The following is a 15,154-nucleotide window of genomic DNA, read 5'->3' as shown; positions in this document are numbered from 1 at the left end:
ACGCCCCGCGATCATTCGACACACAGACGTCGATCCCGCGGAGGCGCCCGGTTCGGGTGATCCGTCATGAGCCCCACCCGGTACCCGTCTTTCGCTCACCGCAAGCAGGCGGCGAAGCGCGCCGAAGCGCGCGACGCCGCTACCCGCCGTGTAGTGGACTCATGGCCCGACGGCAAACCGCCTCACGAGCCGTCCCCGGAGATCACCTACGCGCCTGGCCTTCTCCCGGACGCGCCGGGTTATGTCCACGGCATCGTCCAGGCGGACCCGCACTGGGTTATCCAATGCGATGGCTGCGGACGCGTCGCGGTCGGCGAGTCGCGTAACCGGTTCGGTCAGCGCTCGAACCTCCTCATCCTGTCCGCGGGTGTCCAGTTCGGGCATGGCGGCGACCCGCGCCGATTGTGCGCACGGTGCCGCGTGGATGCCGGGTGGCAGGACTACGACACGCAACGGTGCCGCGAAGACGCGAAGACGCTCGCGTTTCACGAGGCCTACATGCAGGACCGCGACCCGGCGCTGTTCGACCTCGAGGTTGGCTCGGGAGGTTCGGAGTGAGCGCGCCCTTCGCGATCCCTGGCAATCCGCCCGCGTGCGTCCACTGTCGCCGGATCATCGGACACGAGCCGACCTGTGTCGCTGCTCTGGCCGCGCACCTCGAACACATTCAGAACCAACAGAACGGCAGGAGAACCGATGAGCATCACGAGTGAAACGTTCTACCAGGCGGAGTGCGAGCACGAACGCTGCGGTCGCACGATCCCGGACCCCGACGACCACGAGGTCTCTCACTGGCCGCTCTCATCCGTGGAGGAGTATCTGCGGGAACCGCACCAGGTGCGCGAGGCCGAGGTCTTCTGGTTCTACGAGGACGGACGCACGCTCTGCCCAGAGCACCATCCGAGGGCGCGGCCGTGCAGCAGCTCATGCGCCGGCGGCATGGTCAAGGTCGACGGGCAGCCACCGAACTGGACTGCCGATCGAGATTGGACCATGCCTCACCACTGGGAAGACTGCCCCGAGTGTCACGGCGTCGGCTACCACCCCGCTCAGAGATCGGAAGGTTCGGACCATGCCCGCGGGTAGCCCGATCGATCAGTGGTGGAAGTCGCATTTGCCGCCGAAGGCGCCTCGCCCTGATACGGCGCAAGAGGTCCACTGCCCCGAGTGTGGTCAGCGCCTGGGTAGCAGTTCGGACGCCGGGGCCGCACGGCGGCTCGTGTCGTGGCATCGCGATTACTGCACCGCGGCGCTCGACATCTTCGCCACTCAGGAATCGGGTGATCTGTCATGAGACGGTGCAAGCACAGCGAAGACTGAGGCTCCGGATAATGAACCGTCCAATCCAAGAACAAGAACAACCGCCCGGCGGGATTCCCCAGATGCACATCCATAGCCCGACCCTATTGCGCACGACACGCCGACGACATCAAGCGCTCGCCGAATCCGCAGGAGTCCGTCTGAGCGTGCTACATTCTCGGCATGCGGTAGAAGTGTATCTACCGCCAGACACACGCCCCGTGGCCTTCTGAGGCCCGGGGCGTTCGTGTTTCCCGGCGTCGACCCCTCTGGTCGACCGCGCGATGGTCGGGCACCGGAGCGCGTCGCGGGATCTCGGTGAGCGGGCGGTCCGCCGAGATCCCGCGCCCTTCGCCCGCTGCCCTCTCGCCGTCGAGGAGCGATCATGGCCGGCAACGACAACATGTGCGCCTGCATCCACGGGCACGTGTGGCCCTCCGCATGGATGGCCGCCGAATGCGAATGCATGCCCGACGTCGAACCCCGCCCGTGAGCGGGGACGGCGATGGATGACGCGCCCGTCGACATCGTCGACCGCGACCGTCCCCTCGTCGTCGAGGTGGCGGCTGACACCTGCGACAGGTGCGGTCACCGCGCGTTCCTCTACGCCGAGCTGCGCACAGGATCGCTCGCGTACTGCGCCCACCACGGCACCGAGTACCTGCACCGCCTCACCGAGCTCGGAGCCAAGATCGTGGACCTGCGCCACCTGGTCGGGCGGTGAGGCTCGTCCTCGGCATCCTCGCCGGCATTCTCCTCACCCGCTGGTACGACCGCTCCCGCCCTGCGCGACGCATCGTGAACTGGCTGTGGACCATGGACCAGCGAGCCCCGGGAAGGTGGTGGACGCAATGTCGCGACTTCACCACACGCGCCAGTACCAGGCGTGCATCCGCGAGATGAAGGCCCGCGGCCGCTACCAGCGGTGCATCACGGCCGGCATGACCGCGGGATGCCACGTGAATCTCGACGCGACCGTGAAGCGCGGTTGCCGAGGGCACATGACCCTCGGCCATGTCATCGACGTCGACGCGGCCCCCGAGCTCGCGTACGTGCCGTCGAACTACGGTCCACAGTGCGAGCCCTGCAACGCCGCTGGTGGCGCGCACATCACGAACGCGAAACGCCGCGGCATGCGCCGGACCGAGCTCATCACCTCACCCGACTGGACCTGATCTGGACGGAGGCTGCAATGCCCCGTCGTCCGGATCTGGCCTGCAACCGCTGCGGCGCGCTCATGTGGCGTGGCACTGGCGCACTCCCCGAGGGCGAAGCGCGATGCCGTCCATGCCGGGCAGTCGAGCCGCAAGCGAACTCGCGACGCCGCGCCGACAGAACATGCGATGCATGCGGCACGAGCTATGCACCGCACACAGCTCGGTCTCGATTCTGCTCGAGGCGATGCTCAGCGCGTTGGGCCGGCGAGGCTCGCCGCATTCGCTTCGGCGACGACCCACACACGCGCCGCGCCGCACGGGATGCAGCGGCGCCCGGGCTGACGCTCGCCCAGCGTACGCGCCTCCTCCGGCGATGGAAACGGCAGCGACGGCAATGCAGCTACTGTCTCGTCCGTCAAGCCACGACCATCGACCATGTCGTGCCGTTGGTGCGAGGTGGCAACCACTTCGAGGGCAACCTCGCACCCTGCTGCAAGCGATGCAACAGCAGCAAGAGCGGGTACACCGTCATCGAGTGGCGCAGCGGTCTACGCCTGCCAGCGATGTGGTCCACAGCACGACACCAGCCGCCCCCGGTCAAGGTGTGCAGGTATTGCTCGGGACCGTATGAGAGCACAGCATGGAACAGCATGTACTGCTCGTCGACGTGTGGGGTCGCAGCGCGCGAATCCTCGCGTCCCCCTCGCCCGGCCGCTCACTGCTCGAGGTGTGGTGAGGTCACGCGTCGCCTGAAGTGGTGCTCGGATGAGTGCTGGGGCTTGGCGCAGCGCGAGAAGTACCGCGCGCGGGTCGGCATCCCGCTCGCTGCACCGAAGTGGACTCGCGCCGCCTGACTGCGTTCGTTTATTTGGATGCCTCAGGGTGTGCAGGACCGCGCCATGTTCATTTTTTCTCTCTCCCCGCGCGCTGACGCCGGAGGTACACGCGATGACCTCGACGAAAGCTCGGCATCGGTCAACGCTCGGCCGCTCAGGCACGACGACCGCCTACCGCAAGGGGTGCCGCTGCGCGCCCTGCACCGCAGCGAACACCGCAGCGAAACGGCGCACGCGTGAACGTCGGAAGCAAGCAGGATCCCGTCCACTGCTGAGCATCGTCGACGGCGACACGCCGCCCCCAGCAGGCGACGTACCGTCCGGCGGCACGAGCGGCTATCACCACGTGCCGGCGTACGGCCCCACGGAGAAGGCGCTGCGCGCCGACATCGACGAGCTCGAGCCCTCCGCCGACTTCGGTCGTGCAGCGCTCGTCCAGGGCGCACTCGCGCTCGCCCGACAGATCGACGACATCGACTTCCGAGGCTCGAAGGGACCGATCGTCAAGACGCTCGTCGACACGATCAGGGCCATCCGAGGCAAGGAGGACAGCGGTGGCGAATCGCTCGAAGACCTCCTCTCCAGTCTCTCCGACCCAGTCCCCGGCACCGCGTCTCGCGACAAGACGGAACCCTGACAACCCCACCCGCGGCGCTCAGGTCGCGAAGATCGCCCGGTTCCTCGGCACGCCGCTGATGCCCTGGCAGCAGCTGGTCGCCGATGTCGCCGGCGAGATCGACCCGAAGACCGGACTGCCCGTCTACCGCGAGGTCGTCATCTTCGTGCCTCGGCAGTCGGGCAAGACGACCCTGATCCTCTCCGAGATGGTGCACCGTGCATGGGCGTTCGGGCGCCCTCAGCTGACGCGCTACGCCGCACAGACCGGCGACGACGCGATCAGCAAGTGGAAAGAGCACGTCGAGCTGCTCGAGCGCACGCAGTTCCGCAAGGTGTTCCGCACCGACGACGTGAACGGGCAGCGGGCGCTTATCTGGTCCAACGGCTCTCGCTACACGCCGACCGCGACGACCAAGCGCTCTGGGCACGGGAAGACCCTCGACCAGGGCATCATCGACGAGGCGTTCGCGCAGGTCGACTTCCGAACCGAGCAGGCGATGCGCCCCGCGATGTTGACGCGTCGCGACGCGCAACTGATCATCCTGTCGACCGCCGGTGACGCGTCGAGCATCTTCCTGAACGCGAAGCTCGAGGCGAACCGGGAACGCTTGATGGCCGACCCGCTCGCCCCATCGTCAACGGCGTACTTCGAATGGTCCGCGTCACCCGAAGATGATCCTTTCGACGAGGACACCTGGTGGCGTTGCATGCCGGCGCTCGGCCGCACGATCGCGCCGGCGACAATTCGCGCTGACCTCGACGCGATGCTCGCCGACCCTCGCGAGGGCGAGCGAGGCTTCCGCCGCGCGTACCTAAACCAGACGGACTACGGCGTATCGCGCGCCGATCCCGTGTTCTCTCCCGAGGACTGGCGCGGCTCGGCATCTGACGCATCCTCGATCGCCGCAGCGCGCGCCTTCGCCCTCGACGTCGACAACCACCGCACCGCTGCGGCCGTCAGCGCCGTCGGCCCGAACGGCGAAGGGAAGCTGCACCTCGAGGTCATGAAGCATGAGCGCAACACCCACTGGGTGCTGCCCTACCTGCTCCGCCTCTTTGAGCGGAACCCGCGCGCACCGCGACGCGTGTACGTCGCGCCGGGCGGACAAGCAGCCGCCATGGAGCAGCTCCTCGCTGACGCCGACATCGAGGTCGTGATCATCAAGCGCGCCGAGTACTCCGCCGGTTGCGCTGAGTTCCACGACGGCATCCTTGATCGCACTCTCGTGCATCGGCTGACCGGGCAGCTCGATCTAGACGTCGCTGTGTCGGGTGCGACATGGTCCCGCGGCGACGCGCGCACGTGGAACCGTGACCGCTCCACCACCGATATCAGTCCGCTCGTCGCATCGACCGTCGCCCTGTGGGGATGGCGCCTCGAGAGCGCCCGAGAGGACGACGCCGATTACGACGTCGAGTCGTCCGTCGCCTAGGTGTTGTATCTCATGACGTTGTTCACACGTCAGAAGAGGTAGTCGTCGCTGGTGGCACACTCACCGACGTGATCGTGGATTACCTCAAGCGGTACACCCGCGGGATGTAACCAACGTCATGACATAGAACACCTAGGAGGGCACATGCGTGCAGACACGCTCGCCGAGATCCTTATCGTCCTCGGCCTCCTCCTGGTCGCCGCGGCCGCATGGATCTGGACGGGGATCGCGCTCGCTCTCCTCGTTCTCGGCCTCGGCGCAGTCGGAGCCGGTGTGATCATCGCTCGAGGGGGGATCGGTAAGTGAGCTTCCTCGTCAAGCGCTCCGACGTCACCTGGGGTCAGCTGCTCCCCGCTCGCGCCGCCGGCGCGAAAGGCAAGACCGTCACCACCGAGCAAGCGTTCCGCCAGTCGGCGGTGTGGGCGGCGATCACGCTCCGCGCCGATCTCATGTCGTCGTTCCCGATCGACGTGTTCCGGAAGGCCGCCGGCATCCAGCTCGAGGTCGCGAAGCCGCCGATCCTGATCAACCCGGACGGCGCGCAGATGACGATGCGCGAGTGGATGTACTCCTCGCAGGTCGACCTCGACCGCGTCGGCAACTGCTACGGCATCATCACCGCGAAGGACGCGCTCGGCAAGCCGCGAGCGATCGAGCTCGTCGCACATGACACCGTCACCGTCGTCGTGAAGAAGGGCGTCGTCTCCTACCGCATCAAGGGCACCAAGTACGACGCCGGCGAGATCTGGCACGAGAAGCAGTACACGCTCCCCGGCCTCGCCATGGGCCTCTCCCCCACCGCCTACGCTGCATGGTCCCTCGGGCTCTGGGCGTCGGCCGCGGAGTTCGCTGCCGACTGGTTCACGAACCACGGGAGCATCCCGTCCGGCCACCTCCGCAACACGGCGAAAACCCTCGGCGACGGTGAAGCCGACAAGGTGAAGGCCCGTTACAAGATCGCCACCGAGGGCGGCGACATCTTCGTCACCGGCAAGGACTGGGAGTTCTCCACGGCCTCCGCCGCGACGGCCGAGGCGAAGTTCCTCGAGCAGCAGGGGTACAGCGACGCTGCGGCCGCACGGTTCTACGGCGTGCCCGGCGACATGATCGACGTCGCCACCAAGGGCCAGTCGATCACCTACGCGAACATCACGCAGCGGAACCTGCAGTTCCTCATCACGAAGATGGGTCCCGCTGTCGGCCGCCGCGAAGACGCCCTCTCGTCGCTGCTCGCCGCTCCCCGGTTCGTGAAGCTCAACACCGCAGCGCTGCTGCGGATGGACCCCGAGACCACCAGCCGCATCCTCATCAACGAGGTGCAGGGCATGATCACCGCCCCCTCCGAGGCGCGCGCGCTCATGAACCGGGCACCCTTCACCCCCGAGCAGCTCGAAGAGTTCAAGCAGCTCGGCATCATCGGCGCCGGCACACCCGCACCCGCCGTCACCGTCACCAGCACGAACGGAGCCTGACATGACCATGACCGCTGACCTCGTCGGCCGCGCGGCCGCATGCCGGCAGGCGCCGGCCGAGATCCCCTCCACCGAGCGGCGATTCGAGGAGGTCGTGCACGGTGCCGAGCTGCGCGTCGCGACGGTGAAGCGCGACGGCCGCGATGCGTTCCACTTCCACGGGTGCGCATCCACTGTCGAACAGCCGTACGAGATGTACGACTTCTGGGGCCCCTACACGGAGATCATCGACCGGGACGCCTTCGCGACCACGCTCGCGGCATCCCCGGACGTGGCGTTCCTCCTCAACCATCGCGGGCTGTCGATGGCGCGTACGAAGTCCGGCACACTCGAGCTCAGCATCTCCGACGAGGGCCTCATCGTCGACGCGTACTGCAACGCCGATCGCGCCGACGTGCGCGACATGGCGATGGCGATCGAAGACGGCGACATCGACCAGATGAGCTTCGCGTTCCGCATCGTCCGCGGCGCATGGTCTCCGGACTACACGGAGTACCGCATCCTCGAGGTCGACCTCGACCGCGGCGACGTGTCCGCGGTGAACTTCGGTGCCAACCCGAACACATCCATCGCCGCTCGATCGAAGCAAGCGCTCGCAGCGCTCGACGGTGACCTCCCTGTGGCGGTGCTGCGCGAGCTCGCGCAGCGCAGCGAGGCCCGCCTCATGGGAGTCGTGGACAACACCGCGGACACCACCATCATCGATGAGCCGGCGCCCGTGCAGATGCCGGACGTCCGCTCGATGACGTACGCCGAGGCACTGCTCCGCAACGAGCTCGGCTGAACCCGACCATCAAGTCTCCTCGCCGTCAACCGACGTCGAGGTCTTCGCGCACGCATCCGACCGCGCACATGAACGAGGTCGGCCGCCACATGAAGCGAGCCGCAACGCGCACCCCCAACCCCGGGCGGACGCCCGAGAAAGGAGTTCCTCCGTGAACTTCGCACAGCTGCTCGCACAGCTCAACGCCCAGCGAGCAACCCTCCAGGCGCAGTTCCGCGCGCTCGAGGCCGAGGGTCAGAGCATCCTCACCGCGGCCGCGACGGACAGCCAGCGCAACCTCACCGCGGAGGAGCAGACCCGCTCCCTCGCCATCGTCACCGAGCGCACCCAGCTGCGCTCGCAGCTCACGGCGCTGGACCAGCAGATCGCCGAAGTCGAGGCCGAGCGCGACGCAGACGCCGAGGCGACCCGCGCGGCGCAGGAGCGTCACCCCGGCGCCGAACTCCCCGCCGACGGCACCCGCGCCGCGCGCACCAACCCGCGCGACTCGGTGTACTCGCGGGCCAAGTCGCGCGAGGGCGTGTCGTTCTTCCGCGACATGCTCGCTGCGCAGAACGGCTCGCCGTCCCGTGCGGTCCAGGAGCGTCTCCTCGCTCACGAGCAGGAGGCCGAGCAGCGCGTTCGCGACGGGCAGCTCTCGGAGCGCTCGATCGCGACGACCGGGCTCGGCGGCCTCGTGCCCCCGCAGTACCTGGTCGACCAGTACGCGGCGGTCGCTCGAGCGGGTCGCCCCACGGCCAACATCGTCCGCAACCTGCCGCTGCCCGAGTCGGGCATGTCGATCGTCGTCCCGCGTGGCGCGACCGGCGTGAGCGCCGCGGTGCAGGCGACGCAGAACACCGCGGTGTCGTCGACGGATGCCACGTTCGCCGACGTGACCGTCCCGGTCGTCACCGTCGCGGGCCAGCAGGATGTCTCGCGTCAGTCGATCGAGCGCGGCATCGGCGTCGACGAGATCATCTACGCCGACCTCGCCGCGGCGTACGCGGTCGCGGTCAACGTGGAAGTGCTCTCCGGCACCGGCACCGGTGGCCGTGCGCTCGGCATCCTCGCCACCGCCGGCATCACGCAGGAGCCGGCGTTCACCGCGGCCGCGACGATCGCGACGTTCTACTCCAAGGTGTCGGGCGCGATCAACGACGTCCAGACGGGCCGGTTCCTGCCGCCCGAGGCGATCGTCATGCAACCCCGCCGGTGGGCGTGGCTCACGTCGCAGCTCGACTCGTCGGGGCGCCCGTTGGTGCTGCCGACGGCGAACGGCCCCGTGAACGTCGTCGCCGCGGCGGAGGGCGAGATCCCCGCTGTCGCGACGATCGACTCGTCGGGCGTGCTGCAGGCGCTGCCCGTCATCACGGACGCGTCGATCCCGATCTCGGTCGGTACCGGCCCGGAAGACCAGGTCATCATTGCCCGGTTCTCGGACCACCTGCTCTGGGAGGACAGCGCGCACCCCGCGCAGCTCCGCTTCGAGCAGACGCTCGGCGCCAACCTCACGGTGAAGCTCGTGGCCTACGGCTACATCGCGTTCACCGCGGCCCGGTTCCCCAAGGCCACCGCGGTCATCGGCGGCAACGCCGGCACCGCCGGCTTCGGTCTGGTCGCACCCACGTTCTGAACGTGACCGCGTCCCGCCCGCCCTGCACACGCGGGCGGGCGGGACGCACCACCTCCACCATCCCGACCAAAGGAACCTCTCATGGCACCTCGCAAGCCCGCCGCCGCCGAGTCGACGCCTCCCGTCGACGCCGAGTCGACGCCTCCCGTCGACGCCGAGTCGGCACCCGCCGACGCCGAGTCGACGCCTCCCGTCGACGCCGAGTCGACGCCTCCCGCCGACGACATCCCCGTCTTCGCGCCGGCCGAGGAGCCGACGCCCGAAGCGGAGCGCGTGTACGAGATCCCCGGCTGGCTCGCCGAGAACTACGACGAGCTCGTCGCGGATCCGAACCGCAACCTCTCCTACACGAAGCTCGCCGAGCGCTCCGCCGACGCGGGCGAGCACGAGCTCGCCGGGTGGGCGCGTCAGCGCGCGGCCGCGCACGGCGAAGACCTGACCCCCGTCGACGCGGCCCCGGCCGGCGCCGACACCACCCGATCGGGCGACGAGCAGTGACCGACGTCGCGGGTGGACTGATCACCCTCGAGTACGCGCTCGCGGGGCTGCAGTACTCGGGAACGATCGCCACCCGCGACGACGACGTCAAGGCGTACATCGTCGCCGCGACGCCGATCATCGAGCGCATCCACGGCCCCGTGCTGCAGACGACGAAGACGATCCGCGCGAACGGCGGTAAGTCCGCGGTGCTCCTCACCGGGCGCATCGCGAACGCCGCCGCCGTGACCGCGGTACGCGTCGACGGCGCCGCATGGACAGGGCACGTCATCGATCCCGATGACGGCATCGTCTACGCCGGCGCCGGACGCGCGTTCACCGCCGGCGTCGCGAACGTCGAGATCGACGTGACCGTCGGCTACGCCGCCGTCCCCCAGAACCTGCAGCTCGCCGCGCGCGAGCTCGTCCGCTGGTGGGTGCAGAACGGCAAGCAGTCGCCGGCCGCTGGAGTACTCAACCTCCCCGGCGGCGGAGAGCCGGCATCCGACGACGCGTACGCGATCCCCCGCCGCGTCTACCAGCTGTGCGCACCGGGCGCGGGAAGCGGGTTCGCGTGACCGACACCGCCACCGCCGGCCTCGCCGTCAAGACCCGGTTCTACGAGAACGCGAAGACCCTCTTCGATCTCACCGTCGTGAACGTCATGTTCGGGATCTCGGTCGAGAACCGCGACCGCAATCAGGCGATCGCGTTCCTCGACATCCGATCCCGCCAGGAGGCCGGCCCCCTATCCGCGTCGAACCGGTCACGCAACGAAGACCTCGACCTCACCGTCGTGATCAGCGTGGCATCCGCCGGCGACGTCGACGACAAGCCCGTCCACGACACCGCGTTCGGCCTGCTCCGCCAGCTCGAGCAGTACGTGCGGAAGACAAACACCACCCTCGACGGCACCTGCATGTGGTGCTTCCTCACGTCGTACGACACGTACGGCTATACCCCCACCCAAGACCTCGCGCAGGGACGCCTCCTCGAGATCGAAGCGACCTTCACCGCACGCATCCGCATCACCGGTTAGGAGCCGACCAATGCAGCTCATCCACCACAGCCCGCTCGGCGCGTTGCTCATCCCGGAGGTCCTCGGCGAGGTCGACCCCGGAGTGCCGTTCGAGGTCCCCGACGACATCGCCCGATCCCTCCTCCGCCAGTCCGACGTCTTCCAGGTCGCGGAGATGCCCACCACCCTCGCCGGGCTCAAAGCGCTCGCCGACGCGGTCGACGTCGACATCACCGGTCTGAAGACGAAGGCCGACATCGCCGCGGCGATCGCGAACCCCGACAGCACGCAGGAGGCACAGGCATGACCATCCAGGGCGACAGCTCCATCGGCTTCAAGAAGGAGCCGACCTACGGCACTGCCGTCACGGTCGACCGGTTCCTCGAGTACACGTCGGAGTCGCTCGACTTCGAGCGCACCTTCTACCAGGGCCAGGGTCTCCGCCCCGGTTCGCGCCTCGCCCGCTCCGGGCGTCGCGTGATGACGAAGGACGGCGGATCGGGTGACATCGAGCTCGAGGTCCCGAGCCGAGGGCTCGGGACCTTCCTCGAGGCACTGTTCGGCACGGCGGGTTCTGCGCTCGTATCGGGCGCCCTGTACCAGCAGCTGTTCACGCTCACGAAGTCCGACTACCTCCCCTCGCTCACGATCCAGGAGGGCGTGCCCCGGCTCGGTGCGGAGACGGTCGACGCGTACACGTACAAGGGCTGTGTGAACAAGTCGTTCGAGATCTCGATGGCGAACGCCGACGTGCTCAAGCTGAAGTCGTCGTGGCACCTCCGTGAGGTCGACACGTCGGTCGTGTACGCGACGCCCAGCTACCCGGCATCGCAGGAACTGTTCTCGTTCGTCGGCGCGTCGCTCGTGATCGGCGGCTCGGTGGTGGTGCCGACGACGACCGCGCTCGCGACGGGCGGTACTGCGGCCGGCAACATCCGCGATTTCTCGATCTCGGTGGATCAGAAGCTCGACGACAACGGGTGGAACATGGGCACGCAGGGCAAGCGATCGCGCCGTGGCGCGGTCGGGATCGCGGAGGTGAAGGGCAAGCTCACCGCCGAGTACGACTCGACCACGCTCCGCGACGCGGTCGCCAACCAGACGCCGCTCGCGCTGCGCGCCGACTTCCAGGCCAACACCGACATCACCGCCGGCAACAAGCCGACCGTGCAGATCGTGCTCCCCGACATCCGGTTCGAGTCCGAGCTGCCGAAGGTGTCCGGCCCGGACGTCACCACACAGTCGCTGGACTTCACCGCGTTCGACGGGCTCGTCGCCGCGCACGCGATGTACCTCGCCGTCCGCACCGCCGACACCGCGCTCTGATGAGCGACGGGCTCGCGTTCGACGTCGACACGGCGTCGCTGCGGTCCGTGCTGCAGGCGCTGAAGTCCATCGACCCGAAGCTCGCGACGAACCTCCGCCGCGAGCTTCGGGACGCCGGCGACGACATCATCGCCGCGCAGCGCGCCGAGCTCACCGAACGAGCGCCGAAAGTCGCCGGGGGTTCCGAGTCGTGGCGTCTCATCACACCACGGCGCGACAAGAACGGCCGCACCCGCAAGCCCTACATCGCCCGCCGCGTCACCTACCACGCCGGCGAGACCCGGCAGGGCGGCGACAGCGACCTCCGCCGGCAGATCTCCGACGGCCTCCGCACCCGCGTCATCACCGGCGCCAAGCGTGAGGGCGTCGAAGTGAAGACCACCGGGCCCCGCATCGGCGGATCGAACATGGCCCGCGTCTGGCAGTCCAAGCAATTCCGGCACCCCGTGTTCGGCGGCGAAGGGTGGGCCGTCCAGTTCGGGCACCCGTACTTCTTCGGCCCCGTCACCGACGAGCTCCGCACCCGCATGCAGAACCGGGTCAAGCAAGCCATCGACGCCGCCGTAGACGCGGCAGGAAGCACATCATGAAGGTCAAGATCAACACGCGCCTCGAATGCGCCCCAGCCGCCGAAGGCAAGACGCTCGTCGTCAAGCGCAGCATGCGCTCGTTCGTCCGGTTCCAGCAGGCGACCGGCCTGAAGATGCAAGAGATCCAGGAGCAGGTGAAGGCCGCCGACGTGCTCGGCGTCCCGCTCGCCGCATTCTTCGCCCTCGCGAACGCAGGGTTCGATCCCGACTGGGAAGAGCTACTCGACTGCGACCCCGACGCCTTCGAGCCGATTCCCGAACCGGTCGACGAGCGAGGCGAGGTGACGCCGGACCCTCACCAGCTCCCCGCGGATTCCTCTCCGGCCGCCGACGGGGACGCGGCGAGTCGACCGGATCAGGCGTAGCCGACGCGCTCTACGCCGCGGAGCCCTGGCTCGACGAGCAGGTGATGCGCCGGTTCCCCGTGATCGGCCACGTCTTCCACCACACACTCCGCGACATCGACGAGATGGAGCTCACCCAGTGGGTGCAGCTCGCTCACGCCCACGACCAGTACGTCGACGAGACGAAGAAGCAGCGATCCCGCTGGCGGAGGTGACCCTATGTCTTCGTCCACCGACTTCACCGTCAAGATCCTCGGCGACGCGTCCAACGCGAAAAAGGTCGTCGACCAATTCGGCGACGGTCTCGGCAAATCCGCCTCGGGCTGGGGCTCGATGTTCAAGTCGGCGGCCGCCACCGCCGGCGGCGTACTCGGGGCGCTCGGCATCGAGAACCTCACCCAGCAGGTGATGGACTTCGGCCAGCAGAGCGTCGACGCCTTCAAGGAGGCCGAGGAGTCGCAGGCCCTGCTCGAGCAGGCCTATTCGAAGTTCCCCGCGCTCGCCGACGTGAACATCGCAAAGCTCCGCGAGCTCAACACCGTGCTGCAGTCGAAGACGGGGTACGACGACGATCAGATCGCGGCAAGCCAGGCGACCCTCGCCCAGTTCGGGCTGACCGGTGAGCAGATCTCGAAACTCACCCCGCTCATGCTCGATTACGCCGCGAAGACCGGCAGCGACCTCACCACCGCAGCGGAGGCGATGGGCAAGGCCGTGCTCGGTCAGGGGCGGGCGCTCAAGACCGTCGGTGTCGACTTCACCGACACAGGCTCGGCCGCCGGCAATTTCGATCAGATCATGTCGGGCCTGTCGTCAACCGTCGGCGGTACCGCCGAGACCCTCGGCAAGACCGGCGCCGGCCAGGCGAAGATCCTCGAGGCCACGTTCGGTGACCTTCAGGAATCGATCGGCGAGAAGCTCCTCCCCGTCATCACCGGCTTCCAGTCCTTCCTCATCACCGACCTGATCCCCGCGTTCTCGGGCGTGGTGGACTGGGTGTCGCAGAACAGCGACACGGTCCTCGCCCTCGGCGGGGTCGTCGGCGGAGCCGCGATCGCGTACGGCATCCTCAGCACCGCGATCAAGCTGCAGACGGCATACCAGGCGGCGGCCGCAGCGACCACCGGCGGACTCACGGTCGCACAGTGGGCATGGAATGCGGCGCTCACCGCGAACCCGATCGGCATCATCATCATGGCGATCGCGGCGCTCGTCGCCGGCATCATCTGGCTCGCGACGCAGACGACGTTCTTCCAGGACCTGTGGGCCGGGGCGACCGCCGTCGTCGGCGCCGCATGGGAATGGCTCTGGAGCAGCGTCCTCGAGCCCGTCTTCACCGCGATCGGCGCCGCCTTCAGCTGGATCTACGACAACATCATCCTCCCCGTCGTCACCGGCATCATGCTCTACATCGGCCTGTGGGCCGCGGCCGCCACGTGGCTATGGGAAACGGTGCTGTCGCCCGTCTTCGAGGTCATCGGCGCGGCGTTCCGCTTTATCTACGAAGGCGTGATCGCTCCCGTCGTCGGCTGGATCGGTGATCAGCTGCAGATCCTCGGCCTCGGGTTCAGCCTGCTGTGGACCACCTTCGTGCAGCCTGCGCTCGACGGGATCGGCGCCGGACTGCAGTGGGTCTACAACTCGATCATCAAGCCGGTCTTCGACGCGATCTCCACGGCCGTGACATGGGTCGGCAGCACCATCCGTGCAGCCTTCTCAGGGATCGGCGACTTCATCGGTGCAGCCTTCAACGCGGCGCTCAGCGTTGTGCGTGGGCCTATCAACGGGATCATCGCCCTGGTGAATTCCGCGATCCGCGGACTCAACTCCCTGAGCGTCACGATCCCCGACTGGGTGCCGGTCGTCGGTGGCCAGACGTGGGGTCTCAGCATCCCGGAGATCCCGCGACTCGCCGCCGGCACCGTGACGAATGGGCCGCTGATCGCGATGGTTGGTGACAATCCCGGCGGCCGCGAGGTCGTCGCACCCTACGACTCCTACGTTGACGAGATCCGGCGCGCTGCGGGAGTCGGTGCCAGTGCAACCGGGAGTTCGTCGCCGTCGGGTCCGATGCGTCTCGCTCGGGAAGACCTCGACTATCTGGCCGAGAAGCTCTCGGGCGGCCTGCTCGATTCGATCCGGCTCGGGTCGAAGCAAGCGATCACGACGGCTCTGAGGAGGTGAC

The 15,154-nt window shown here is 68.1% G+C and carries 19 protein-coding genes and 1 pseudogene; all 20 read left to right on the top strand.

The window, feature by feature from the left end; translation table 11 throughout:
- Positions 1 to 66 precede the first annotated feature (66 nt).
- Positions 67 to 558 carry a hypothetical protein gene (locus WFI52_RS12450; RefSeq protein WP_336627355.1) on the top strand — a complete coding sequence of 164 codons (492 nt, stop codon included), beginning with the start codon at positions 67 to 69 and terminating at the stop codon, positions 556 to 558.
- A gap of 138 nt (positions 559 to 696) precedes the next feature.
- Entirely contained in the window at positions 697 to 1,086 is a 390-nt protein-coding gene (locus WFI52_RS12445) for a hypothetical protein (protein ID WP_336627356.1), read from the top strand.
- A gap of 718 nt (positions 1,087 to 1,804) precedes the next feature.
- Positions 1,805 to 2,023: a DUF7455 domain-containing protein gene (locus WFI52_RS12440; protein ID WP_336627357.1), complete on the top strand. Its 219-nt coding sequence runs from the start codon at positions 1,805 to 1,807 to the stop codon at positions 2,021 to 2,023.
- Positions 2,024 to 2,150: 127 nt separating this feature from the next.
- Positions 2,151 to 2,474, top strand: a complete 324-nt coding sequence (locus WFI52_RS12435; protein ID WP_336627358.1) for a hypothetical protein — start codon at positions 2,151 to 2,153, stop codon at positions 2,472 to 2,474.
- Between the two features lie 17 nt (positions 2,475 to 2,491).
- Positions 2,492 to 2,962 (top strand): annotated as a pseudogene (locus WFI52_RS14220) (HNH endonuclease); the annotation flags it as partial.
- A 442-nt stretch (positions 2,963 to 3,404) separates the two neighbouring features.
- Entirely contained in the window at positions 3,405 to 3,929 is a 525-nt protein-coding gene (locus WFI52_RS12430; protein ID WP_336627359.1) for a hypothetical protein, read from the top strand.
- 58 nt (positions 3,930 to 3,987) lie between these two features.
- A complete protein-coding gene (locus tag WFI52_RS12425; RefSeq protein ID WP_336627360.1) occupies positions 3,988 to 5,343 on the top strand; it encodes a terminase large subunit domain-containing protein in 1,356 nt (451 codons plus the stop codon).
- 144 nt (positions 5,344 to 5,487) lie between these two features.
- On the top strand, positions 5,488 to 5,649 hold the full coding sequence (locus WFI52_RS12420; protein ID WP_336627361.1) for a hypothetical protein: 162 nt from the start codon (positions 5,488 to 5,490) through the stop codon (positions 5,647 to 5,649).
- Positions 5,646 to 6,815 (top strand): phage portal protein, encoded by a 1,170-nt coding sequence (locus WFI52_RS12415; protein WP_336627362.1) that lies wholly within the window; start codon positions 5,646 to 5,648, stop codon positions 6,813 to 6,815. The genes WFI52_RS12420 and WFI52_RS12415 overlap by 4 nt, the downstream gene beginning before the upstream one ends.
- Position 6,816: 1 nt before the next feature.
- Positions 6,817 to 7,599, top strand: a complete 783-nt coding sequence (locus WFI52_RS12410) for an HK97 family phage prohead protease (RefSeq protein WP_336627363.1) — start codon at positions 6,817 to 6,819, stop codon at positions 7,597 to 7,599.
- Positions 7,600 to 7,750: 151 nt separating this feature from the next.
- Positions 7,751 to 9,214: a phage major capsid protein gene (locus WFI52_RS12405; protein ID WP_336627364.1), complete on the top strand. Its 1,464-nt coding sequence runs from the start codon at positions 7,751 to 7,753 to the stop codon at positions 9,212 to 9,214.
- A gap of 81 nt (positions 9,215 to 9,295) precedes the next feature.
- Positions 9,296 to 9,712 carry a hypothetical protein gene (locus WFI52_RS12400; RefSeq protein ID WP_336627365.1) on the top strand — a complete coding sequence of 139 codons (417 nt, stop codon included), beginning with the start codon at positions 9,296 to 9,298 and terminating at the stop codon, positions 9,710 to 9,712.
- Complete coding sequence (locus tag WFI52_RS12395; protein WP_336627366.1) at positions 9,709 to 10,269, top strand: hypothetical protein; 561 nt, start codon at positions 9,709 to 9,711, stop codon at positions 10,267 to 10,269. The genes WFI52_RS12400 and WFI52_RS12395 overlap by 4 nt, the downstream gene beginning before the upstream one ends.
- The gene (locus WFI52_RS12390) at positions 10,266 to 10,730 is read left to right on the top strand and encodes a hypothetical protein (RefSeq protein WP_336627367.1); all 465 of its coding nucleotides are present in this window, start codon (positions 10,266 to 10,268) and stop codon (positions 10,728 to 10,730) included. Before WFI52_RS12395 ends, WFI52_RS12390 begins: the two co-directional genes overlap by 4 nt.
- Before the next feature lie 10 nt (positions 10,731 to 10,740).
- A complete protein-coding gene (locus WFI52_RS12385; RefSeq protein WP_336627368.1) occupies positions 10,741 to 11,016 on the top strand; it encodes a hypothetical protein in 276 nt (91 codons plus the stop codon).
- On the top strand, positions 11,013 to 12,035 hold the full coding sequence (locus tag WFI52_RS12380) for a phage tail tube protein (protein WP_336627369.1): 1,023 nt from the start codon (positions 11,013 to 11,015) through the stop codon (positions 12,033 to 12,035). Before WFI52_RS12385 ends, WFI52_RS12380 begins: the two co-directional genes overlap by 4 nt.
- The gene (locus WFI52_RS12375) at positions 12,035 to 12,625 is read left to right on the top strand and encodes a hypothetical protein (protein ID WP_336627370.1); all 591 of its coding nucleotides are present in this window, start codon (positions 12,035 to 12,037) and stop codon (positions 12,623 to 12,625) included. Before WFI52_RS12380 ends, WFI52_RS12375 begins: the two co-directional genes overlap by 1 nt.
- Positions 12,622 to 12,990: a hypothetical protein gene (locus tag WFI52_RS12370; protein WP_336627371.1), complete on the top strand. Its 369-nt coding sequence runs from the start codon at positions 12,622 to 12,624 to the stop codon at positions 12,988 to 12,990. Before WFI52_RS12375 ends, WFI52_RS12370 begins: the two co-directional genes overlap by 4 nt.
- Positions 12,991 to 13,034: 44 nt before the next feature.
- Positions 13,035 to 13,184, top strand: a complete 150-nt coding sequence (locus tag WFI52_RS12365; RefSeq protein WP_336627372.1) for a hypothetical protein — start codon at positions 13,035 to 13,037, stop codon at positions 13,182 to 13,184.
- Positions 13,185 to 13,188: 4 nt separating this feature from the next.
- Positions 13,189 to 15,153 (top strand): phage tail protein, encoded by a 1,965-nt coding sequence (locus WFI52_RS12360; RefSeq protein WP_336627373.1) that lies wholly within the window; start codon positions 13,189 to 13,191, stop codon positions 15,151 to 15,153.
- Position 15,154 lies beyond the last annotated feature (1 nt).

The organism is Microbacterium sp. MMO-20 (assembly GCF_037147735.1).
In the GTDB taxonomy this organism is placed as follows: Bacteria; Actinomycetota; Actinomycetes; order Actinomycetales; family Microbacteriaceae; genus Microbacterium.
Note: the sequence above shows the minus strand (reverse complement) of the source record. Positions and strands in the feature narration are given on the sequence as shown.

Coding starts and splice junctions, on each gene's coding strand:
- WFI52_RS12370 (WP_336627371.1), top strand. CDS start 12,622: ATGAAGGTCAAGATCAACACGCGCCTCGAATGCGCCCCAGCCGCCGAA.
- WFI52_RS12440 (WP_336627357.1), top strand. CDS start 1,805: ATGGATGACGCGCCCGTCGACATCGTCGACCGCGACCGTCCCCTCGTC.
- WFI52_RS12435 (WP_336627358.1), top strand. CDS start 2,151: ATGTCGCGACTTCACCACACGCGCCAGTACCAGGCGTGCATCCGCGAG.
- WFI52_RS12380 (WP_336627369.1), top strand. CDS start 11,013: ATGACCATCCAGGGCGACAGCTCCATCGGCTTCAAGAAGGAGCCGACC.
- WFI52_RS12450 (WP_336627355.1), top strand. CDS start 67: ATGAGCCCCACCCGGTACCCGTCTTTCGCTCACCGCAAGCAGGCGGCG.
- WFI52_RS12420 (WP_336627361.1), top strand. CDS start 5,488: ATGCGTGCAGACACGCTCGCCGAGATCCTTATCGTCCTCGGCCTCCTC.
- WFI52_RS12410 (WP_336627363.1), top strand. CDS start 6,817: ATGACCATGACCGCTGACCTCGTCGGCCGCGCGGCCGCATGCCGGCAG.
- WFI52_RS12400 (WP_336627365.1), top strand. CDS start 9,296: ATGGCACCTCGCAAGCCCGCCGCCGCCGAGTCGACGCCTCCCGTCGAC.
- WFI52_RS12445 (WP_336627356.1), top strand. CDS start 697: ATGAGCATCACGAGTGAAACGTTCTACCAGGCGGAGTGCGAGCACGAA.
- WFI52_RS12430 (WP_336627359.1), top strand. CDS start 3,405: ATGACCTCGACGAAAGCTCGGCATCGGTCAACGCTCGGCCGCTCAGGC.
- WFI52_RS12360 (WP_336627373.1), top strand. CDS start 13,189: ATGTCTTCGTCCACCGACTTCACCGTCAAGATCCTCGGCGACGCGTCC.
- WFI52_RS12375 (WP_336627370.1), top strand. CDS start 12,035: ATGAGCGACGGGCTCGCGTTCGACGTCGACACGGCGTCGCTGCGGTCC.
- WFI52_RS12385 (WP_336627368.1), top strand. CDS start 10,741: ATGCAGCTCATCCACCACAGCCCGCTCGGCGCGTTGCTCATCCCGGAG.
- WFI52_RS12365 (WP_336627372.1), top strand. CDS start 13,035: ATGCGCCGGTTCCCCGTGATCGGCCACGTCTTCCACCACACACTCCGC.
- WFI52_RS12425 (WP_336627360.1), top strand. CDS start 3,988: ATGCCCTGGCAGCAGCTGGTCGCCGATGTCGCCGGCGAGATCGACCCG.